The organism is Microbacterium azadirachtae, assembly GCF_000956505.1.
In the GTDB taxonomy this organism is placed as follows: Bacteria; Actinomycetota; Actinomycetes; order Actinomycetales; family Microbacteriaceae; genus Microbacterium; species Microbacterium azadirachtae_A.
The window spans coordinates 16,607-35,871 of the sequence record NZ_JYIX01000035.1; the positions used below are offsets into that span (position 1 = coordinate 16,607).

Here is a 19,265-nt window from a genome sequence, read left to right on the forward strand (position 1 = left end):
GCCCGGTGCACGGGGTGTTGGCGCGAAGTTCCCGTGCACTCGACTGGATCCGGCGCGCTCGGGCTGCGCCCGCTGACTGCACGGGGTGTCGGCGCGAAGTTCCCGTGCACTCGACAGGATCCGCCGCACTCGGGCTGCACCCGCGGGGTGCGCTTGGAGCGCGTCGGATCCTGAGGCGAGGTCACCGTCGCGGATGCGGGGATGCCGAGGGTGCCGGGGATACCGGGGGCGCGGCGGCGGTGAGCGGCACGGGGACGCTGACCGTCGGCGGCAGCGCGAGCGAGGAGGGGGTGACCGCGCTCATCACGGTGCCGAATCGACGACGGTCGTGGACATCGCTGTCAACCAGGAGCCGGCGCTGTCCCGCATTCCGATGAGCTGCCCTGTCGACGGGTCGACGATGAGTTCGGTGCGGCCGTTCGAGCCGGCTGACTCTGCCCTGCCGATCGCCACTCCCACTGTGCCATCGAGGTTCGCTACGCCGGGCGTCGAAACCGTACCGGGGATCAGCGCGATGGCTTCGAGGAGCCGTGCCCGCAGCAATGACGGCACTGGGTAGGCCTGGAGGACGTCGACGATGCGCCGGAAGTTGTCAGCATCGCGGGACGATCCGCCCCCGGAATAGCGCTTATCGAAGTACGCGAGCGTTTCCTGCGCGGATCCGGTCGGGATCTCCGCCTGCTTTCTGACTTCTTCTGACTGAGGGCGCGCGCCGTAGAAACTGCCGCCCGCTCCCCGGCGAGTCTCTTGCCCCCGGGTGAAATCGAAGGTCTGCACCCACTCGTCGTCGAGGTTGGCGGGGATGTAGAGATCCATGGTTCCTCGCTGCTCCGGGCCACGCGTCGCCTCGCCGCCTGTGTCGCCTGCGGTGGTCCAGTTTCCTAGTGACACGCTGCGGACCTCGAATTTGAAGTACTGGCCTGGGATGGGCAACGGATCCGGATCGCTGAGGGCTTCCTTGGCTGTCTCACGCAACACGATCGCCGCCGCGCTCGCCGCTTCCGGATGCGGTGGCGCGATCACCCCGCCGATGACGATCGCCGCGGCTGCGGCGGCGGCGACCGAGAGGCCTGCGGCGGCCCAGCGGATCGGATGCCGGGGACGCGGGGGACGCGCGGCCTTCTTCGACGCTGCGTCGTGCATGGCGTTGTCGAGCTTCGCGAATGCCGGTGCGAGTCGCTCAGCGCTGGGTTCTGCGATGTCGTCACGCAGGCTGCGGAGCAGTGTCAGCTCGTCCATTCTCACCCTCCTCAGGTGCCGTGCGGATCTGGCGTCGGGCGCGGTTCAGTCGTGACTTCACCGTGCCGACAGGGATGTGCAGGGCTTCGGCGATCTCGTCGTACGAGAGCTCGGCCCAGGAGAACAGCAGCAGGCAGTCGCGGTCACCGGCGGAGAGCCGCCGGATCCTCCCCGCCAGGCGGGCGACCTCGCGCCGAGCGTCCAGCGCGTCGTCCGGGTCGACGGACACGGCTTCGGCCTCCGGCACGCTGCGCTCCATCGCCCTCAGCACGCGTGCAGTGGCGATGCGGTGGCGGTGGATGAGGTTCGTCGCGATGCCGAACAGCCAGGGTCGGGCATCCTCCCGTGCGGGATCGAATCGTGCGCGGCGCTGGAACGCGATCAGGAAGGTCTCGCTCGTGACGTCGTCGGCGACGGCGTCACCGGCCCGTCGGGCCGCGTAGCGATGCACCGCTCCTGCGTACCGGTGGAAGATCTCGCCGAAGGCCGACGGATCCGTCACCGATCTCGCGATCACCGTGTTGTCGTTGTTCACATCCTGTATTCCTCGGAGGGGCGGATCGTGTTCACGATTCTCTCGGTTCGGCGGCGACGGAGTGGCGAAGGCGACGCACGCGCAGGTGCTCGGGCAGGATTCTCGACGTGGATGACGACGAGGTGGCGGCCGCGTACGACGCGCGCGCGGCGGAGTACATCGCGCTGATCGGGAGCATCGACCAGATGGAGCGCGACGACGTCGCCCGCATCGGCCGGTGGCGGGACGAGACGCCCGGAGTGCTCCTCGACGCCGGGTGCGGCCCCGGGCTGTGGACCGCGTTCCTGGCGAACCCGGATCCCGCCCCGGATCCCCGCTCGCCCCGTCGCGAGGTCGTCGGCGTGGACGTCTCGGCCGCGTTCCTCGCCGCCGCCCGCGCGCGGCATCCCGCTCTGCGGTTCGAGTCCGCGTCGATGCGCGAGCTGCCGTTCCCCGACGGATCCTTCGGGGGAGTGCTCGCCTGGTATTCGCTCATCCACGTGCCGCCGGTCGAGATGGCGGAGGTCGTCGCCGAGCTCGCGCGGGTGCTCGCGGTCGGCGGCCGGATCCGGGTCGGGTTCTTCGACGGCGAGCCGCGGGAGCGGTTCGCACATGCCGTCGCTCCGGCGTACTACTGGTCGGCCGAGGCCCTGACCCCGCTGCTCGAGAGCGCGGGGCTGCGTGTGATCCGCTCAGAGCGCCGCGAGCGCGAACCCGGCGCCGCGGGCAGCGTCCGCCCGCACGGCGCACTCGAGGCAGAGCGCATCCGTTGAGGCCGGTCAGCCGTGCCGGCCGTCCTGGTAGCGGTCGGCGTACGTCGGGGTGTCACCGATCAATCCGTCGCAGAACGCAGCGACATCCGGTCCGATGAGCTCCATCGCGCCCTTGCCGTCCGCGGCGCCGCTCTCGAAGAAGTCGACGAGGTCGCTCAGCAGATCGCCCTCCACGAGAGAGACCGGTCCCACCTTGAACAAGTACTTCTGGAGCTCGTCGTAGACGATCCGGTAGTCCGCCGGCAATGCGCGGACGCGGGCGGTGTGCGCGCGCCACTTCCGCTTGCCCTCGATGATGTCCTGAATGCTCATGTCAGGCCTCCAACCTGTTCAGCCGGCGCGCGACGCTCCGGTTCAGCTGGGCGCGCCACCGATCGCGGTAGTTCTTGGCGCCCTCTTCTCCGACGACCGCGGCGCAGAAGGCGGGGATGTCGTCGCCCAGCGCCTCTTCGGCGCTCTGCCCATCGGCCGACGTGGCCTCCAGCAGCCCCAGCACGCCGTCGGCGATCGGGGTGAGGTTGCGCCCGGTGAAGTCGCCGTGCAGGAAGAGGCTCTTCGTGAACTCGTCCCAGGCTCGCCGGTAGTCGTCGGGCAGCGCCTCCGCGCGGGCGGCGAAGTCCTTCCAGTCCTTGGTCAGGTCGCTGCCGGTCACCTTCTCCCAGAAGTTCATGATCCGCTCTCCTTCAGTCGTTCGATCCGTGTCGAGACGAAACGCCACTTCTCCCAGAACGTCGCGAGCTCCTGACGGCCCGCGTCGTTCAGTGCGTAGAACTTGCGCGGCGGCCCGAGTTCGGACGGCTTCTTCGTCACATCGACGAGACCGCTCCGCTCCAGCCGCAGCAAGATCGTGTAGACCGTCCCCTCGACGACGTCGGTGAACCCGAGATCGTTCAGGCGGCGGGTGATGGCGTACCCGTAGGTCTCCTCGGCCTGGATGACCGTGAGGACGCATCCCTCCAGTGTCCCCTTCAGCATCTCGGTCAGGCCGTCCATGGTGATCCTCGCGTTCACGTTCCGTCGATTACTACTACGTGTCACAAAGTACCACTACTTCGTGCCACTGACTAGTAGGGTGCATTCGTCATCGTCCGAACCGGGTCCCGCATCCCGCCTAGAATCGAACGCATGCCCGCAGGCGAGTCCTTCTACATCACCACGCCGATCTACTACCCGTCGGACGTGCCCCACATCGGGCACGGCTACACCAGCGTCGCCGTGGACACCCTCGCGCGCTGGCACCGCCAGTCGGGTGACGACACCTGGATGCTCACCGGCACCGACGAGCACGGCCAGAAGATGCTGCGCGCGGCGGCCGCGAACGGCGTGACCCCGCAGGAGTGGGTGGACAAGCTCGTCAGCGAGAGCTGGTTCCCGTTGCTGACGACCCTCGACGTCGCCAACGACGACTTCATCCGCACCACGCAGGAGCGGCACGAGACCAACGTGCAGGTGTTCTTCCAGAAGCTCTACGACGCGGGCTACATCTACGCCGGCGAGTATGAGGCGCTGTACTGCGTGGGCTGCGAGGAGTTCAAGCCCGAGTCCGAGATCGTCGACGGCACGGGCCCCTTCGAGGGACTCAAGGTCTGCGCGATCCACTCCAAGCCGCTCGAACTGCTGCAGGAGAAGAACTACTTCTTCAAGCTCAGCGAGTTCCAGGACCGCCTGCTCGAGCTGTACAAGACCGAGCCCGACTTCGTGCGCCCGGATTCGGCGCGCAACGAGGTCGTCTCATTCGTCTCGCAGGGTCTCAAGGATCTCTCCATCTCGCGGTCCACGTTCGACTGGGGCATCCCGCTGCCGTGGGACACCTCGCACGTCATCTACGTGTGGGTCGATGCGCTGCTGAACTACGTCACCGCGGTCGGGTACGGATCCGACGAGACCGCGTTCGAGCGCCGCTGGCCCGCGTACCACGTCGTGGGCAAGGACATCCTGCGCTTCCACGCCGTCATCTGGCCGGCCATGCTCATGGCTGCGGGTCTCGAGGTTCCGAAGGGCGTGTTCGCGCACGGTTGGCTGCTCGTCGGCGGCGAGAAGATGTCGAAGTCGAAGCTCACCGGCATCGCGCCGTCCGAGATCACCGACGTCTTCGGATCCGACGCGTACCGGTTCTACTTCCTCTCCGCGATCGCCTTCGGCCAGGACGGATCCTTCTCCTGGGAGGACCTGTCGGCGCGCTACCAGGCCGAACTCGCGAACGGCTTCGGCAACCTCGCCTCGCGCACGATCGCGATGATCGAGCGCTACTTCGACGGCGTCGTGCCGTCGGCGGGGGAGTACACCGCGCAGGACCTCGCGATCCAGCAGCTCGTCGCGAAGGCCGCGGCCGGTGCCGACTCCGCCGTCGAGCGGTTCCGCATCGACGAGGCGATCGCCGACGTGTGGACGATCGTCGATGCGCTCAACGGCTACATCACCGAGAACGAGCCGTGGGCGCTGGCCAAGGACGAGGAGCAGCGCGAGCGCCTCGGCACCGTGCTGTACACCTGTGCCGAGGGTCTGCGCGCGCTCGCCGTGCTGCTGTCGCCCGTGATGCCGCAGTCGACGGCGAAGCTCTGGGGCGCGCTCGGGGCGGAGGGCGGCCTCGGCGCGCTCACCGCGCAGCCGCTGCGCGACGCCGGGCGCTGGGGTCAGCTGCCTGCGGGCACCGTCGTGCAGGCGCTCGCACCGCTGTTCCCGCGTATCGAGGCCACGGCCTGACCGCATGACCGAGACGCCGGACACCTACGTGCGCGAGCGTGCCACGGAGGGGCGCAAGGACCTGCGCTACCCCGCGGCGCCCGAGCCGCTCGCGGTGCCGGTGTACGACAACCACTGCCATCTCGAGATCTCCGATGGCGACGTGGGGCTGTCGCTCGAGGAGCAGCTGGACAGGGCGCAGGCCGTCGGCATCGCCGGCGTCGTGCAGGCCTCCGGCGACGTCGAGTCGTCGCGCTGGGCCGTCGACGCGGCCGAGTCGGATCCGCGCGTGCTCGCCGCCGTCGCGATCCATCCGAACGATGCCCCGACGTACGCCGAGGCGGGACGCCTGGATGAGGCGATCGCGGTGATCGACGAGCTCGCCGCACGCCCGCGCACCAGGGCGATCGGCGAGACCGGGCTGGACTACTTCCGCACGGAGGAGCCAGGACGCGCCGCCCAGCACGCGTCTTTCGAGGCGCACATCGCGCTCGCGAAGAAGCACGGCATCGCGATGCAGATCCATGACCGGGACGCCCACGACGACGTGCTGGAGACGCTGCGCCGCGTCGGCGCCCCCGACCGCACGGTGTTCCACTGCTTCTCGGGCGACGAGCCGATGGCTCGGATCTGCGCCGACGCGGGGTACTACCTCTCGTTCGCGGGCAACGTGACGTTCAAGAACGCCCAGAACCTGCGCGACGCGCTCGCGGTGACGCCGCGGGAGCGGATCCTCATCGAGACGGATGCTCCGTTCCTGACGCCGGTGCCGCTGCGCGGGCGTCCGAACGCGCCCTATCTGATCCCGATCACGTTGCGATTCATGGCCGCCGAGCTCGGCCTCGACGTCGACGAGCTCAGCGCGCAGATCGCCGCGAACACGCTCGAGGTCTACGGCTCGTTCGCCTGAACCTCGTCGAGCACGGGACGCGCGGAGACGATCTGCGAGATCGGGCGCCAGACGAACAGCAGCGTGAGCGCTGCACCCGCGAAGGCGAACCACCACGGGGCGGTGAGGCCCCAGGCCTGCGCGATCACGCCGCCCAGCGCCTGCCCGATGACCATGCCGCCGAACACGCCGACGGAGTTCACCGACGACACGCGGCCCTGCAGCTCGTGCGGCACGAGCCGCTGCCGCACGGTCGTCGAGATCGTTCCCCAGATGAACGCGTAGAACCCGAACACGAACATGATCAGCAGCGCCAGCCAGCCCTGCGTGGTCAGCGCGAACGCGAGGTGCATGACCACCTCGAGCGAGAGGCAGACGCGCATCATGGCGGCGAACGACACATGACGCTCCAGCCAGCCGAAGCTCATCGTTGCGAGCAGCCCGCCCGCGGCCGATGCCGTCGTGAGCATCCCGTAGCCGACCGCTCCCATGTGCAGGTGCTCCGTCGCATAGAGCACGAGCACGCCCCACGGCGCCGCCCAGGTCACGTTGAACAACAGGATGATGAGCACGAGCATCCGCACGGGTGGATTGCGCCACAGCCAGCGCAGGCCCTCCGCGATATCTGTGTGCACCTTCGCCCCGCCAGGGGAGGATCCGGTCGCGTCGCCCACCGAGCCGGCCATGGCGGTCCCTGAGCCGGTCGAAGGGCGCGGCGGCACCGGCGTGCGGGCGATGCGCGAGATGAGCACGACCGCGAGGCTCACGCACACGGCCTCCAGCAGGAACGGCCACGCGTGGCCCGCGGCGAACAGGAACGCGCCGAGCGGGGGTCCCGCGAACTGGTTCGCGACGAGGAACCCGGCCTGCAGGCGCGCGTTGCCGAGGCCGAGGTCCGCCGGCTTCAGGAGCATGGGCAGCAGCGTGGATCCGGCGGTGTCGACGAACACCTCCGCGGTGCCGTAGAGGAACGCCGAGGCCAGCACGATCCAGATGTCCGCCACGCCGGTGACCAAGAAGGCGCACAGCGCGAGCAGCACGACCGCACGCGCCGCGTTCGCGACCATGACGAGCCGGCGGCGGTCGAAACGGTCGGCGATCGCGCCCGCGTGCAGGCCGAACACCAGCCAGGGCAGGAACTGCAGGATCGCGCCGGACGCGACGAGGATCGGCGACGAGGTCATCGACGCGATCAGCAGGGGAGCGGCGGCCAGGGCGACGCCGTCGCCGACGTTGCTCGTCCAGCTGGAGGCGAGCAGCCAGCGGAAGTCTCTGCCCATGCGCCGAGGCGCGACGAGTTCACCGATCCAGGGCATCCGAGAAGACTATCGACCGTAGGGGACAATGGTCAGATGACCGTCTCCCTGCTCGGCGCCGCCGACATCCGCCGGCTCGCCGCCGAACTCGACGTGACGCCCACCAAGAAGCTCGGCCAGAACTTCGTCGTCGACGCGAACACGGTGCGCAAGATCGTCCAGGCCGCCGACGTGCGGCCCTCCGAGCGGGTGGTGGAGATCGGGCCGGGTCTCGGATCCCTCACCCTGGCGATCCTCGAGACGGGCGCGAGTGTCACGGCCGTCGAGATCGACCACCGCCTCGCCGCACGCCTGCCGCAGACCGCGCTCGACCGCGGTGTGCCCGAGGGGGCGCTGACGGTGGTCGATGCCGACGCGATGCGCGTGACCACACTGCCGGGGGAGCCGACGGTGCTCGTCGCCAACCTGCCGTACAACGTGTCCGTGCCGGTGCTGCTGCACTTCCTCGAGACGTTCCCCTACCTCGAGCGGGGCGTCGTGATGGTGCAGGCGGAGGTCGCAGAGCGCCTCGCGGCGAAGCCCGGCTCGAAGATCTACGGCACGCCCAGCGTCAAGGCCGCCTGGTACGGGCCGTGGAAGCTCAGCGGCACGGTGTCGCGCCAGGTGTTCTGGCCGGTGCCGAACGTCGACAGCCTGCTCGTCGGGTTCCACCGGGATCCGCAGCCGCGCGGATCCGAGGAGGAGCGCCGGCGCACTTTCGCGATCGTCGACGCCGCGTTCAATCAGCGGCGCAAGATGCTGCGCCAGGCGCTGTCCGGGATCTTCGGCAGTTCCGCCGAGGCGTCGGCCGTGCTGGAGTCCGCGGGGGTCGCGCCGACCGCGCGCGGCGAGGATCTCACGGTCGACGACTACCACCGCATCGCGCTGGTGGCCCCGGTCGCCTGACCGCCGTGGACTCTGACAGGTAGAGTGCCGATCGTGATGCTGATCGCGGTGCTCGACGAGGCGGTGGTCCGGATGGACGTGTCGCTGGCGCTGTCGCTGACCGCGATGCCGGCTGCGTGGTTGTTCGCCCTCGGGCTGGTGGTCATCGGCATCGTGCTCGCGGGAACGAGCGGTCGGATCAGGATCCAGGCGATCCTGGCCGCGATGCTCGGCGGTAGCACTCCGACGGTCGTGCGCCCCGATGCGGGTGCGCGATCCGAGAGGCCGGCCAGAGCGGAGTTCAGACCGGCAGGCGCGCGAGGCGCGCGGTCACCGGGGAGAAGCTCGCTGCGCTCCCCGCTGCACGGCTGAGCGGTCCGCCGGACCTCAGGGGCGTCATCGACGTCTCCGATCGACAGGTCATCGACCGCGGCCGGATGCACGGGTGCGGGCGCATATCCGCCTGCCCGTCGACCCGGAGTCCGTCATGCCCGTCCTGCCCCCGCCTGGTGTCCGCCCGCGCCTGCTTCGGCTGATCCGTTACCGCTGTCTGCGGCTCCGGCACCGGTGCGCGGAGGCGGCGCTCCGCCATGCCGTCCGGATGGAGGTGTGGATCTATCTCGCGGCGGGCGCGCTGCTCGGATTCGAGGGTCTGGAGGCGCTGCTCGGCGCGATGCTCATCGCACCGGAGCTGGTTCCGCTCGTCCTGCTGGCTCTCGCCGTCGTCTGGACCGCGAAGAGGCGCGGTCGCTGGATCCTGCGGCGGATCGCGCTCGCACGACGCAGGCGCAGAATCCGAGGCGCGGGCCGCTCCGGCGCCTGATCGGCAGGGTCTCCCGGGCGAAGTTGTGCCCTCTCGGGATCGGGTTCCCAAGAGGGCACATTCACTTCGACTGGAGGTACCTTCACGTCGACCGAGTCCCCAGTCCCGGTCGACTTCCTCAGCTGAGGATTAGACAGTAACACCGGATCGCCTTGTCCCCCAAATGGGGGACAAAAACAAATGCTGAGAGTTTGCCGTGAATGGGGTCGCCGGGCCGGTCGGGAAGTGCTTCGCGCGCATCTCGAGGGCGTGCAGCCAGGTGATGACCGACCCGAACGCGAGCCCCTCGAACACGGTGAGGGTGAGCACGCCGGCGATCAGTCCGGCCATGCCGAGGGCCAGGATGACGACCGCGCCCATCGCGATGCGATCCAGGTTCCGGGACAGGCCGCGCAGGTATCGGCGGTGCAGGAGCAGCAGTCCCGCCGACGACGCGAGAGCCCCGTTGGCGACGCGCTCGTGCGCGAAGACGTTGAACGAGAGCGGCAGCATCCCGATCAGGATGAGGCTGAGTCCCAGGGTCGCGATGAGCAGCGGCACGAGCACGGATGCCGCGCCCGTATCCCGGAATCCCGCGGCAGAAGCGCCGCGGAGGCCGCGCATCACCGGCACGGCGGACAGGCCGATCACGGTGCCGGCCAGGACCATACCGCCGTTGAAGAACATGCTCGACGCATCGTCCGTCGCCCCCAGCCGGCTGAAGCAGGACAGCCACCAGAGCGGGTCGGAGGTCGTCAAAGCGGCGGCGGGGATGCTCGCGCAGAGCACGCCTGCCGCCGTGAGGACGAACGGTACGCGTCGGTGCCAGCGCATGACGATCCTGTCGCCGCACGCTCGGGCGAATGCTTTGGCCGGGTATGGATCCGCACTCGGGCGAGCGTGATCGGACGCGGATCGGGCTCGGTCCGCGGTTGGCGGATCATCTTAGCGAGCCGGGGATCCGACGGCGACCGGTACGGGGTCCGGTCCGGCGTCGGATCCGGCGGCCGTCTCGGGCGGCCCGTGCATCGCGCATGCGCCGAACAGGGCGGGCGACGCTAACCTGGGACGGTGACCGAGCCGCGCTTCCGCCCAGACGTCCTCGACATCCACCGCCCCTATTCCGCTGCGGCGGACCGGTACGAGGGGGCGCATTTCCGTCAGGTCGGATCCTCCGGCCTGTACCTGCCGGCCATCTCGCTCGGGCTGTGGTGGAACTTCGGCGACAACATCCCGTTGGACGACCAGCGCATACTGCTGCGGCATGCCTTCGATCGGGGCATCACGCATTTCGACCTGGCCAACAACTACGGACCGCCCTACGGATCCGCCGAGAAGAATTTCGGCCGCATCTTCGCGGAGGACTTCCGGCCGTACCGCGACGAGCTGATCATCTCGTCGAAGGCGGGCTGGGACATGTGGCCGGGGCCGTACGGCGACCTCGGCAGCCGCAAGTACATCCTGGCGAGCGCGGAGCAGTCGCTGACCAGGATGGGACTGGACTACGTCGACATCTTCTACTCGCACCGCGTGGACCCCGTCACGCCGGTCGAGGAGACCATCGGCGCTCTCGACACCCTGGTCCGCCAAGGCAAGGCGCTGTACGTCGGCATCTCCTCCTACAGCGCGGAGCGCACCGAGGCTGCGATGGACGTCGCCCGCGAGCTCGGCACGCCGCTCGTCATCCATCAGCCGTCCTACTCGATCCTGAACCGCTGGGTCGAGGGCGGGCTCACCGAGACCCTCCGCGAGGAGGGCATGGGCGCGATCGCGTTCACCCCCCTCGCGCAGGGACTGCTCACCGACAAGTACCTCGGTGACGGCACTGCGGCGCGCGCGCAGAAGCGCGGGTCCCTGCCCGACAAGCCGCTGAGCGACCAGGGCCTCGCGATCCTGCGGGCGCTCAACGAACTCGCCCGTGAGCGAGGGCAGAGCCTCGCCCAGCTGGCGCTGCAGTGGGTGCTCCGCGACGGCGTGGTGGCCTCGGCGCTCATCGGGGCCTCGCGTCCGGCGCAGCTCGATGAGAACCTCGCCGCCCTCGACGCGCCGGAGCTCACGGCTGCGGAGATCGCCCGCATCGACGGCATCGCGGGCGCAGGCCTCGACGTGAACCTGTGGTCGGTCTCGTCGGAGCTGTGAGCCGATGAGCATCGCGGAGGAACAGGCGGACGAGCAGCCGGTGCAGCGCGTGCACGTGCGCGCGCCGGGCAAGGTCAACCTGTTCCTCGGCGTCGGGGAGCTCGACGACGACGGCTACCACGAGCTCTCCACGGTCTTCCAGGCGGTCTCGCTCTATGAGGACGTGATCGCGACCCCAGCGGACGACTTCACGCTCTCGGTCTCCGGCGTGGCGGATCCGTCCACGGTCCCGCTCGACGACCGCAACCTCGCGATGCGCGCGGCCAAGGTGCTCGCGGCGGCCACCGGCTACGCGGGCGGCGTGCACCTGGACGTGCACAAGAGCGTGCCCGTCGCCGGCGGGATGGGGGGAGGATCCGCCGATGCCGCGGCCGCGCTCGTGGCCTGCAACGAGCTGTGGCGCACGGGTCTCGACCACGGGCGTCTGCACGAGCTCGCCGCGCGGCTCGGGGCTGACGTGCCCTTCTCGCTCATGGGAGGCACCGCCGTCGGGTCGGGGCGCGGCGATGTGCTGACGCCTGCGCTGTCCCGAGGCCGGTACGAATGGGTTCTGCTCCTCGACGAGGAGGGCCTGTCGACGCCCGCGGTGTACCGCGCGTTCGACATGGTGATGGCGGAGGACCTGAAGAGCGATCCGGAGCGGCACGCTCAGCGCCGCCGCCTGGATCCTGTGCAGGTGCCGCCGTCGTTCTTCGAGTCGCTGCTCTCCGGCGAGGCGTTCGAACTCGGGCAGAGCCTGCGCAATCAGCTGGAGGCCGGATCCTTCCGGCTGCGCCCTCAGCTCGAGGAGACGATCGACGCGGTGGTCGGCGAGGGCGGCGGACCCGTCGTCGGGGGCATCGTGTCGGGCTCCGGCCCGACCCTCGCGTTCCTCTGCGAGACCGCCGAAGGCGCGGACAGCACCGCCGAGCGGCTGCGCGGGTGGGGGCGCACCGCATTGCGTGCGCACGGCCCGGTGCGCGGCGCGCACGTCGTCTCCGCGGACGACTGAGGTCGCCCACGGGGCCGTCCGGGGCTCAGCGCTCCTCGGCGGTCAGCAGGCGCAGCTGCATCATCGCGGAGAACCGCGATTCGGGGTCTGCGAGATCCAGTCCGCTGATCTCGGCGAGCCGGCGCAGCCGGTAGCGGAACGTGTTCGGGTGCGTGTAGATGCGGGCGGCGGCGATGCTGACGTCGCCGAACGCGTCCAGCCACGCCCGCAGGGTCTCGACGAGCTGGGTGCCCTTCTCGCGGTCGTGATCGATCAGCAGCCGGACCGGACCGGTCGGCTGGTCCCCGCGCGCGCGGGCGAGATCGCCGAGCTCGACGAGCAGGGCGTCCACCTGCACCGTGGTGAACAGCGCCACCGGTTCTCGGTGCGGGGAGTTCTGCAGCACGCGCAGCGCGCGATCCGCGTTCACGCGCGATGCGGGGATGCCCTGCACGTCCTCGGCGACGGTGCCGACCCCGACGCGCACTTCTCGCGTGCTGCCGAGGCGACCGAGGAAGTCGGACGCGACCCGCGATGCGCGGAGGTCGGCGTCGCCGTGATCGGCGCGGATCCCGACGACGGCGTAGACGACGTCGCCGATGGGTGCGACCGCGGAGCGCAGGTAGACCGCGCCGAGATGCATCGCGAACGCATCCGCGATGTGCTGCCGCTCCGCGATGGCCCTGGCGTCCGCCGAGGACTCGTCCCTGGTGCGATCCGCAGCGGCGAGGGCGAGCACGACGCAGCGGTGTCCGTCGAGTCGGAGCCGGGACGCGGCGTCCGCGGCGCCGCTGCCGCCCTCCAGCACCGTGGCAAGCAGGTCGGCGCGGAGTCGCCGCTCGACGTCGGCGCCCGCGCGACGGCGGAGCATGTGCAGGGCGACGAGCCCCGCGGAGTCCTTCAGCGCGCGCACGCGATCCGCGGTCAGCGGTTCGCGCACGGCGGCCCAGATGGAGCCGAGGATCTCATCGCCCGCGCGCACGGCGAGTGCGACCCGGGGGATCGAGGGGACCCCGTCGGCGTCCACCGGGTCGATGTCGATCGGATCCTCGCTGCGGTACAGATCCCGGAAGACGCCGCGTTCCTCGAGCTGGCGGGTGAAGCGCTCGGGGACCTGTCGGCCCAGGACCGTCTCCACGCGGGCCGGGTCCGCCTCGTCCTGGCGTCCGGAGAAGGCCACGACGCGCGAATTGCGGTCCTCGATGGTCACCGGCGCGTTCAGCAGGGTGGCGATCGCGTTGGCGAGGGCGAAGAGGTCGCCCGAAGGCATGCCGCCGAGCGTCTGCGCGCCCTGCTCGCCGACGTCGCCCTCCGCGATCAGGGAGCGGAGCATGGCGGCCAGCTGTGCCCAGGATGCGCCGCGGGTGAGGGCGAGCACCGGGATGCCTGCCGCCTCGGATGCCGCGAGCACCTGCTCCTCCGCGCGCACCGGAGCGCGCAGCACGAGGGCGGTGGCCTGCTGCGCGGCGAGCACCGCGAGCAGCTCGGCGATCTCGGCCGGATCGCTCAGCCCCACGCCCAGCACCATGGCCCCGCGCATCGGCATCCCGTCGTCGAGCACGTCGTGGATGACGACGGTCTCGATCTCGGCGTCCCCGTCGGCCGCACCGCACACCACCTCGAGGAGCGTGTTGCCGAGGTCCTCCACCACGCGCCCGAGGCTGGCACGTGGACGCGTCGTCATTGACATGAGCACAGCCCCCAGGGTAGGCGGTGGACGTGAGGGCCGCGATGGTGCAGCACACCCGAATCGAGGGCGGAGTTCGTCGTCTTCGACGAAGGGGTGGGGCGCGGTAGGCACGTCATGCGGGATCCGAGCTCAGCTGCGCAGGTAGGCGAGGACCGCGAGCACCCGACGATGACCGCTGTCGCTGGCGGCGAGCCCGAGCTTCGCGAAGATGTTGCCGATGTGCTTGCTCACCGCGGTCTCGGTGACGAAGAGGCGGCCGGCGATCGAGGCGTTGTCGAGCCCCTCCGCCATGAGGCCGAGCACCTCGCGCTCGCGCGGAGTGAGCGCACGGACCGGGTCGTCGGCGCGGCGGCGGCTCATCAGTTGCGAGATGACCTCGGGATCCATGACGGTCCCGCCGGCGGACACCCGGTGCAGCGCGTCGACGAACGAGGCGACCTTCCCGACCCGCTCCTTCAGGAGGTAGCCGAGGGCGCCCGCACCATCCGCGAGGAGCTCTCCCGCGTAGCGGTCCTCGACGTAGGCGGAGAGCACCAGCACGGGGAAGCCGGGGCGACGGCGACGCGCCTCGGCGGCGGCCTTGAGTCCCTCGCTCGTGAACGTCGGGGGCATCCTCACATCGAGCACCGCGGCGTCCGCCTCGTCGAGACGGGCGAGGAAGTCCTCGCCGTTGTCCACCGCGGCGATCACGTCGAACCCCTCGCTCCGCAGCAGGAGGGCGAGCCCCTCCCGGAGCAGGGTGTCGTCTTCGGCGATCACGATCCGCATGGCAGCTCCGTCCTCAGTACTGTCGGCCCGCCCGGCGGGCTGGTGAGCGTCATCGCGCCCTCGAAGGCTTCGAGGCGCTTGCGGATCCCGGCGTAGCCTCCGCCGGGGCGCTCCACGGCGCCGCCGATGCCGTCGTCCTCGACGGCGACCTCGAGAACGTCGTCGCGGCGTCGCACCCGCACGGCGGCGCGGGCCGCCGCGCTGTGCTTGCTCACGTTGCTGAGCGCCTCGGCGACGATGAAGTAGGTCGCGGATTCGACCGCGGCCGGCACTCTGCCCACCCCTCCCGTCTCGAGCGTGCAGGGCACGGCGCTGCGGCCGGCGAGTGAGGCCAGGGCGCCCTCGAGGCCGAGTTCGTCGAGGATCGGCGGGTAGATGTCGTGGACGGTGCGGCGCAGGGCCGAGAGCGCCTCGGTCGCCGCGTCCTGCGCGCGGCGCAGCTGCTCGACGGTCTGCGCGTCCTCGCCCTGCATCGAGCGCTCGGCGATCCCGAGCATCATGACGACCGAGACGAGTCGGTTCTGGGCGCCGTCGTGCAGGTCGCGCTCGATGCGCCGCAGCTCGGCGGCGTGCGCATCCAGCGCTGCCGCCCGGCTCAGCGTCAGGGCGTCCACGCGCTCGGCCAGGCTCGACCGCGCGGGTGCGGCGAGCAGGCGCGAGGAGATCAGCGCCAGCAGGCGGGCGACCGCGGGGATGAGCGCCCAGGAGATCAGCACGTAGACGAGGGCCATGAGCGGCATGGTCGCCGCGAGCGGCCAGGAGGTGACAGGGTACGGCGCGGTCACCGGCTCGTCGACCGGGGCGAACTGCCAGTAGAACGGCACCGCCAGGGAGTTCACCGCGCCCAGCGGGATCACGATCGTCACGATCGCGACCGAGAAGAGGGGGACCGCGTCGACGGCGAGCCAGAGCGCGTCGCGCACGGTTGCGGGGGAGAACGCGAGCTGGATCCGCTCGTCGATCGACCGCAGGTCCCGCGGCACCGGCGCATGACCCCGGATGCTCTCGTGGCGGTAGGAGCCGACCCGGCGACGCGCGCGGTCCGACCAGCCGTGCAGGATCCTGACCGCTCCCGGCAGGAGGAGGACGCCGCCCGGGATGATCATGAGCGGAATCAGCACGAGGCCCGCGCAGAAGAACAGGATCGACACGGCGGACGTCACGGCCTCGACGGCCACGAAGCGCCAATCCCGCAGCCAGCGCCGCACCGGTCCCTGAGTCATCCCGACAAGTCTGCCCGAGCCCGACGCCCCGCACGGTACAGCCAGCTGCACCATCCGAGCGGTGCCCAGCAGGATGGGCATCGCCTGCCGTCGTTCCTAGCGTCGAAGCATGACAACTTCATCCGCACCGTCCCGGCCCGTGCAGGCCGGTGACGCGCTCCGCCTCGAGAACATCGTGAAGACCTACGGGTCCGGAGCGAACGCCGTCCCCGCGCTGCGCGGCGTCGACCTCACCCTGGCCCGGGGGACCTTCACCGCGATCATGGGGCCGTCTGGGTCCGGCAAGAGCACGCTGCTGCACAGCGCCGCAGGACTCGATCGGCCGACGAGCGGCCGGGTGATCCTCGGCGACACCGAGGTCTCCTCGCTCAGCGCACGACGGCTCACGGAGTTCCGGCGGGATCACGTCGGCTTCGTGTTCCAGGCGTACAACCTGCTCCCGGCCCTGAACGTCGAAGAGAACATCACGCTCCCGCTGCGGCTCGCGCGGCAGAGGCTCGACCGGGAATGGCTCGACTTCCTGCTCGAGTCGGTCGGGCTGTCCGAACGCCGTCGGCGGCGTCCCTCTGAGCTCTCCGGCGGGCAGCAGCAGCGCGTGGCGATCGCCCGCGCGCTGATCACGCGGCCGTACGTGGTCTTCGGCGACGAGCCCACGGGCGCGCTCGACTCGCGGTCGGGCAAGCAGGTGCTCGACCTGCTGGCGCACACCACGAAGGCGCTCGCGCAGACGGTCGTGATGGTCACGCACGATCCCGTCGTGGCCTCGCACGCGGACCGCGTCATCTTCCTCGCGGACGGCGCGTTCGCGGGCCACCTCGACGGGGCGACGCCCGCGGAGATCACGGACCGCATGAGCGCGCTGGGGGAGTGGTGATGGCGGGCGCACGACTGGGGTTCGGCCGGCTCGTCCGCGCAGACCTCCGGCAGAACAAGGGCGGTTTCGTCGGCGTGGCCGTCGCGGTGTTCGTCGCGAGCGCCCTCGTCACCGGCCTGGGAGTCCTGGTGGAGTCCGGCGTCCGCGGCGGGCTCGCCCCGGTCCGCTACACGGCGGCTCCTGTCGTCGTCGGAGCCTCGCAGCAGGTCGAGGTGCCGGAGGACCTCCCGGTCCCACTGCACGAACGTGCACCCCTGCCCCAGGATGCCGCGGCGCACGTGGCCGCGGTGTCGGGCGTCGACCACGTCGTCGCCGACGTCACGGTGCCCCTCGCGGACGCGGGCGGGCACCGCGTGGAGGCGCATCCCTGGAGCGCGGTCGCCCTGGCGGGCTCCGCCCTGCGGGAGGGCGCAGAGCCTGCGGGCGCGGACGAGGTCGTCGTGACCGCCGGCGGCGCGGAAGGCCTCGGCGCCCGGATCCTGCTCGCGCACGGCGGGGTCCCCGCTGAGTACCGGGTCGTCGGCGTCGTCGACGCTGTCGGCACCGAACGTGCGCCGCAGGTCTACCTCAGCAGCACGCGCATCGCGGAGCTGGATCCCCGAGGCGGCGCCGCGCAGACCCTCGGGGTGTTCCCCGCGCAAGGGGCGGACGCGGCGGAGCTCGCGGCTGCGATCCGCGACGCGGTGCCCGGCCTCACCGTGCAGACCGGCGCGGGGCGCGGCGACATCGAGTTCCTCGATTCCGGCGCGGCGCGTTCGACGCTCGTGACGATCGGCAGCGCCTTCGTCGGCACCTGCGTCCTGGTCGCGCTGTTCATCGTGTCCGGCACGCTGTCGCTGTCGGTGCAGTCGCGCCGCCGCGACTTCGCGCTCCTGCGGGCGGTGGGCGCGAGTCCGAAGCAGGTGCACGCGCTGGTGTCGCGCGAGGTGATGTCGATCGCGGTCGTCGCGGGCGTCCTCGGCATCGTCCCCGGATACCTCCTGTCCGGCGTGCTGCAAAGGGCGTTCGTCTCCGGCGGGGTGATCCCGGGCGATTTCGCGCTCGCGGTCGGCCCCTCGCCCGCCGCCGGCGCGCTGCTGCTCGTGCTGGGCGCCGCATGGGCGGCGGCGAGGATCGCCGCCCGCCGGCCGGCCGGACTGGATCCGATCGAGGCGCTCCGGGAGTCCTCGAGCGGGCCGACGCGCATCGGGCGGGCCCGGTTCGTGAGCGGGGGGATCCTCGCCGTGGCAGGGCTGGCGGTGTCCGCCGTCCCGCTGTTCGCTCGCGGGGTGGCCGCGGCCGGAGCCTCGGCCGCGGCAGCACTGATGCTCATCGTGGCCCTCGCTCTGCTGGGCCCGTGGCTCGTCGCCCTCGTGATGCGTGCCGCCGCTCCGCTCCTGAGCCGCCTGTCGGCGGCCGACTTCCTGGCCTCGGCCAACGGCATCGCGAGCAGTCGTCGCCTGGCCGGCGCGATCCTCCCGATCGCCCTCGGCGTGGGCCTCGGGCTCGTGCAGATCGGCGCTCCGTCGATCGTCGCGCACGAATCCGCCGCGCAGGCGGACGCGGGCGTGACCGCCGCCCTGCGGGTCAGCGCGCCCGCGGGCCTGTCGTCGGGCGCGGTCGCAGGGCTCGGGGAGATCCCCGGCGTGACCGCGGTCGGCCCCATCGCTCTGAGCGGCGCCATCATCGGCTACAAGGAGTTCGACGGCACGCCGAAGAACGCAGAACCCGTGCTGCAGGGTGTCGATCCGGCAGCGGTCGAACGCACCATGGACCTCGAGGTCCGGTCGGGCGCGCTGACCGGGCTCGGCGGCGCGGAGACCGTGGCCGTGAGCAGCGATGCAGCGCAGACCTGGGGCGTGGGCCTGGGAGACGCGATCGAGGGCTGGTTCGGCGACGGCACTCCGCTGCGCGCGACGGTCGTCGCGGTCTACGAGCGCGGCCTCGGATTCGGCGATCTCACGATGGACGCCGAGGCGGTGCGCGCGCGCACCACGAGCGGACTCGACGCCTTCGCGCTCGTCGCCGTCGACGCCGGGCAGGCCGACCAGGTGCAGGCCGCCGCGACCGCACGGGGGCTGCACGTGGTTCCAGGGAGCGGGCAGAAGGCCGCGGGCGCCGACGCGCAGTCGCAGCAGGGCTGGGTGAACCTCGTGGCGCTGATCGTGATCCTCGGCTACATCGCGATCGCCGTGGTCAACACGCTCGTGATGGCGACGGGCGAGCGCTCCAGGGAGTTCGCGCTCCTGCAGCTGATCGGATCCTCGCGGCGCCAGGTGCGGGCGATGATGCGGACCGAGGCGGTGATGGTCGCCGTCATCTCGACGGCGTTCGGCGTCGCCGTCGCGATCCCGCCCCTCATCGGGATGAGCATCGGGATCTCGGGCCGTCTCATCCCGGAGCTCCCGGTGCTGGCGGTGCTGGGGCTCGTCGGCGCGATGGGCGCCCTGGCGCTGGCGACGCTGTGGGTCGCGACCCTGGGCGCGATGCGCACGCGGCCGATCGAGGAGATCGGATCCCGGCAATGACAGCCCGCTGACGAC

At 70.9% G+C, this 19,265-nt stretch carries 20 protein-coding genes; 10 read left to right on the top strand and 10 right to left on the bottom strand.

The features are described 5' to 3' along the window. Positions 1-303 precede the first annotated feature (303 nt). Complete coding sequence (locus RS86_RS10155) at positions 304-1,239, bottom strand: CU044_5270 family protein (protein ID WP_045272142.1); 936 nt, start codon at positions 1,237-1,239, stop codon at positions 304-306. Beyond that, positions 1,205-1,774, bottom strand: a complete 570-nt coding sequence (locus RS86_RS10160; RefSeq protein ID WP_235281738.1) for an RNA polymerase sigma factor — start codon at positions 1,772-1,774, stop codon at positions 1,205-1,207. Before RS86_RS10160 ends, RS86_RS10155 begins: the two co-directional genes overlap by 35 nt. A 107-nt stretch (positions 1,775-1,881) precedes the next feature. On the opposite strand from RS86_RS10160, the gene RS86_RS10165 reads away from it, so the two are divergent. Beyond that, a complete protein-coding gene (locus RS86_RS10165) occupies positions 1,882-2,526 on the top strand; it encodes a class I SAM-dependent methyltransferase (protein WP_052680199.1) in 645 nt (214 codons plus the stop codon). 6 nt (positions 2,527-2,532) lie between these two features. Here the strand turns inward: RS86_RS10165 and RS86_RS10170 are convergent, their stop codons facing one another. From RS86_RS10170 to RS86_RS10180, 3 genes are read right to left on the bottom strand one after another with little or no spacing between them, the layout of a single operon-like run. Then, on the bottom strand, positions 2,533-2,838 hold the full coding sequence (locus RS86_RS10170; protein WP_045272145.1) for a DUF1048 domain-containing protein: 306 nt from the start codon (positions 2,836-2,838) through the stop codon (positions 2,533-2,535). Position 2,839: 1 nt separating this feature from the next. Beyond that, complete coding sequence (locus RS86_RS10175; protein WP_045272146.1) at positions 2,840-3,196, bottom strand: DUF1048 domain-containing protein; 357 nt, start codon at positions 3,194-3,196, stop codon at positions 2,840-2,842. Continuing rightward, positions 3,193-3,519: a PadR family transcriptional regulator gene (locus tag RS86_RS10180; protein ID WP_045272147.1), complete on the bottom strand. Its 327-nt coding sequence runs from the start codon at positions 3,517-3,519 to the stop codon at positions 3,193-3,195. Before RS86_RS10180 ends, RS86_RS10175 begins: the two co-directional genes overlap by 4 nt. A 132-nt stretch (positions 3,520-3,651) precedes the next feature. Between RS86_RS10180 and metG the strand changes: the two genes are divergently transcribed. Both metG and RS86_RS10190 read left to right on the top strand, forming a co-directional pair. Further along, positions 3,652-5,229 carry a methionine--tRNA ligase gene (gene metG / locus RS86_RS10185; protein ID WP_045272148.1) on the top strand — a complete coding sequence of 526 codons (1,578 nt, stop codon included), beginning with the start codon at positions 3,652-3,654 and terminating at the stop codon, positions 5,227-5,229. A gap of 4 nt (positions 5,230-5,233) precedes the next feature. Continuing rightward, positions 5,234-6,118 carry a TatD family hydrolase gene (locus RS86_RS10190; RefSeq protein ID WP_045272149.1) on the top strand — a complete coding sequence of 295 codons (885 nt, stop codon included), beginning with the start codon at positions 5,234-5,236 and terminating at the stop codon, positions 6,116-6,118. On the opposite strand, the gene RS86_RS10195 is transcribed toward RS86_RS10190, so the two are convergent. Further along, on the bottom strand, positions 6,100-7,413 hold the full coding sequence (locus RS86_RS10195) for an MFS transporter (RefSeq protein ID WP_045272150.1): 1,314 nt from the start codon (positions 7,411-7,413) through the stop codon (positions 6,100-6,102). The two genes, RS86_RS10190 and RS86_RS10195, sit on opposite strands and share 19 nt — an antisense overlap. A 36-nt stretch (positions 7,414-7,449) precedes the next feature. Between RS86_RS10195 and rsmA the strand changes: the two genes are divergently transcribed. The 3 genes from rsmA to RS86_RS10210 all read left to right on the top strand — a co-directional run bounded on the left by rsmA (position 7,450) and on the right by RS86_RS10210 (position 9,100). Then, complete coding sequence (gene rsmA, locus RS86_RS10200; RefSeq protein ID WP_045272151.1) at positions 7,450-8,298, top strand: 16S rRNA (adenine(1518)-N(6)/adenine(1519)-N(6))-dimethyltransferase RsmA; 849 nt, start codon at positions 7,450-7,452, stop codon at positions 8,296-8,298. 33 nt (positions 8,299-8,331) lie between these two features. Continuing rightward, the gene (locus RS86_RS10205) at positions 8,332-8,649 is read left to right on the top strand and encodes a hypothetical protein (RefSeq protein WP_152642135.1); all 318 of its coding nucleotides are present in this window, start codon (positions 8,332-8,334) and stop codon (positions 8,647-8,649) included. A 229-nt stretch (positions 8,650-8,878) separates the two neighbouring features. Then, the gene (locus tag RS86_RS10210) at positions 8,879-9,100 is read left to right on the top strand and encodes a hypothetical protein (RefSeq protein ID WP_045272153.1); all 222 of its coding nucleotides are present in this window, start codon (positions 8,879-8,881) and stop codon (positions 9,098-9,100) included. A gap of 129 nt (positions 9,101-9,229) precedes the next feature. Here RS86_RS10210 and RS86_RS10215 read toward each other — a convergent pair whose 3' ends face one another. Further along, positions 9,230-9,913, bottom strand: coding sequence for a hypothetical protein (locus RS86_RS10215; RefSeq protein ID WP_045272154.1), 684 nt, complete (start codon positions 9,911-9,913; stop codon positions 9,230-9,232). Positions 9,914-10,150: 237 nt separating this feature from the next. Between RS86_RS10215 and mgrA the strand changes: the two genes are divergently transcribed. Beyond that, positions 10,151-11,218: an L-glyceraldehyde 3-phosphate reductase gene (mgrA, locus tag RS86_RS10220; RefSeq protein WP_045272155.1), complete on the top strand. Its 1,068-nt coding sequence runs from the start codon at positions 10,151-10,153 to the stop codon at positions 11,216-11,218. A gap of 4 nt (positions 11,219-11,222) precedes the next feature. Then, positions 11,223-12,209: a 4-(cytidine 5'-diphospho)-2-C-methyl-D-erythritol kinase gene (locus RS86_RS10225; protein ID WP_045272156.1), complete on the top strand. Its 987-nt coding sequence runs from the start codon at positions 11,223-11,225 to the stop codon at positions 12,207-12,209. Positions 12,210-12,234: 25 nt separating this feature from the next. Here RS86_RS10225 and RS86_RS10230 read toward each other — a convergent pair whose 3' ends face one another. The 3 genes from RS86_RS10230 to RS86_RS10240 form a co-directional block, all read right to left on the bottom strand. Next, positions 12,235-13,839, bottom strand: a complete 1,605-nt coding sequence (locus RS86_RS10230) for a helix-turn-helix domain-containing protein (protein WP_200892784.1) — start codon at positions 13,837-13,839, stop codon at positions 12,235-12,237. A gap of 168 nt (positions 13,840-14,007) precedes the next feature. Continuing rightward, positions 14,008-14,646 carry a response regulator gene (locus tag RS86_RS10235; RefSeq protein WP_045272158.1) on the bottom strand — a complete coding sequence of 213 codons (639 nt, stop codon included), beginning with the start codon at positions 14,644-14,646 and terminating at the stop codon, positions 14,008-14,010. After that, a complete protein-coding gene (locus RS86_RS10240; protein ID WP_045272159.1) occupies positions 14,634-15,869 on the bottom strand; it encodes a sensor histidine kinase in 1,236 nt (411 codons plus the stop codon). Before RS86_RS10240 ends, RS86_RS10235 begins: the two co-directional genes overlap by 13 nt. Positions 15,870-15,978: 109 nt before the next feature. On the opposite strand from RS86_RS10240, the gene RS86_RS10245 reads away from it, so the two are divergent. Continuing rightward, positions 15,979-16,743 carry an ABC transporter ATP-binding protein gene (locus RS86_RS10245; RefSeq protein ID WP_045272160.1) on the top strand — a complete coding sequence of 255 codons (765 nt, stop codon included), beginning with the start codon at positions 15,979-15,981 and terminating at the stop codon, positions 16,741-16,743. Continuing rightward, complete coding sequence (locus RS86_RS10250) at positions 16,743-19,250, top strand: ABC transporter permease (protein ID WP_045272161.1); 2,508 nt, start codon at positions 16,743-16,745, stop codon at positions 19,248-19,250. Before RS86_RS10245 ends, RS86_RS10250 begins: the two co-directional genes overlap by 1 nt. Positions 19,251-19,265 lie beyond the last annotated feature (15 nt).

What these genes read in the sequence shown, in the direction of transcription:
- RS86_RS10155 (WP_045272142.1), bottom strand. Translation starts at nt 1,239, where the DNA reads ATGGACGAGCTGACACTGCTCCGCAGCCTGCGTGACGACATCGCAGAA.
- RS86_RS10170 (WP_045272145.1), bottom strand. Translation starts at nt 2,838, where the DNA reads ATGAGCATTCAGGACATCATCGAGGGCAAGCGGAAGTGGCGCGCGCAC.
- RS86_RS10175 (WP_045272146.1), bottom strand. Translation starts at nt 3,196, where the DNA reads ATGAACTTCTGGGAGAAGGTGACCGGCAGCGACCTGACCAAGGACTGG.
- RS86_RS10180 (WP_045272147.1), bottom strand. Translation starts at nt 3,519, where the DNA reads ATGGACGGCCTGACCGAGATGCTGAAGGGGACACTGGAGGGATGCGTC.
- metG (WP_045272148.1), top strand. Translation starts at nt 3,652, where the DNA reads ATGCCCGCAGGCGAGTCCTTCTACATCACCACGCCGATCTACTACCCG.
- RS86_RS10190 (WP_045272149.1), top strand. Translation starts at nt 5,234, where the DNA reads ATGACCGAGACGCCGGACACCTACGTGCGCGAGCGTGCCACGGAGGGG.
- RS86_RS10195 (WP_045272150.1), bottom strand. Translation starts at nt 7,413, where the DNA reads ATGCCCTGGATCGGTGAACTCGTCGCGCCTCGGCGCATGGGCAGAGAC.
- rsmA (WP_045272151.1), top strand. Translation starts at nt 7,450, where the DNA reads ATGACCGTCTCCCTGCTCGGCGCCGCCGACATCCGCCGGCTCGCCGCC.
- RS86_RS10210 (WP_045272153.1), top strand. Translation starts at nt 8,879, where the DNA reads ATGGAGGTGTGGATCTATCTCGCGGCGGGCGCGCTGCTCGGATTCGAG.
- RS86_RS10215 (WP_045272154.1), bottom strand. Translation starts at nt 9,913, where the DNA reads ATGCGCTGGCACCGACGCGTACCGTTCGTCCTCACGGCGGCAGGCGTG.
- RS86_RS10225 (WP_045272156.1), top strand. Translation starts at nt 11,223, where the DNA reads ATGAGCATCGCGGAGGAACAGGCGGACGAGCAGCCGGTGCAGCGCGTG.
- RS86_RS10235 (WP_045272158.1), bottom strand. Translation starts at nt 14,646, where the DNA reads ATGCGGATCGTGATCGCCGAAGACGACACCCTGCTCCGGGAGGGGCTC.
- RS86_RS10240 (WP_045272159.1), bottom strand. Translation starts at nt 15,869, where the DNA reads ATGACTCAGGGACCGGTGCGGCGCTGGCTGCGGGATTGGCGCTTCGTG.
- RS86_RS10245 (WP_045272160.1), top strand. Translation starts at nt 15,979, where the DNA reads ATGACAACTTCATCCGCACCGTCCCGGCCCGTGCAGGCCGGTGACGCG.
- RS86_RS10250 (WP_045272161.1), top strand. Translation starts at nt 16,743, where the DNA reads ATGGCGGGCGCACGACTGGGGTTCGGCCGGCTCGTCCGCGCAGACCTC.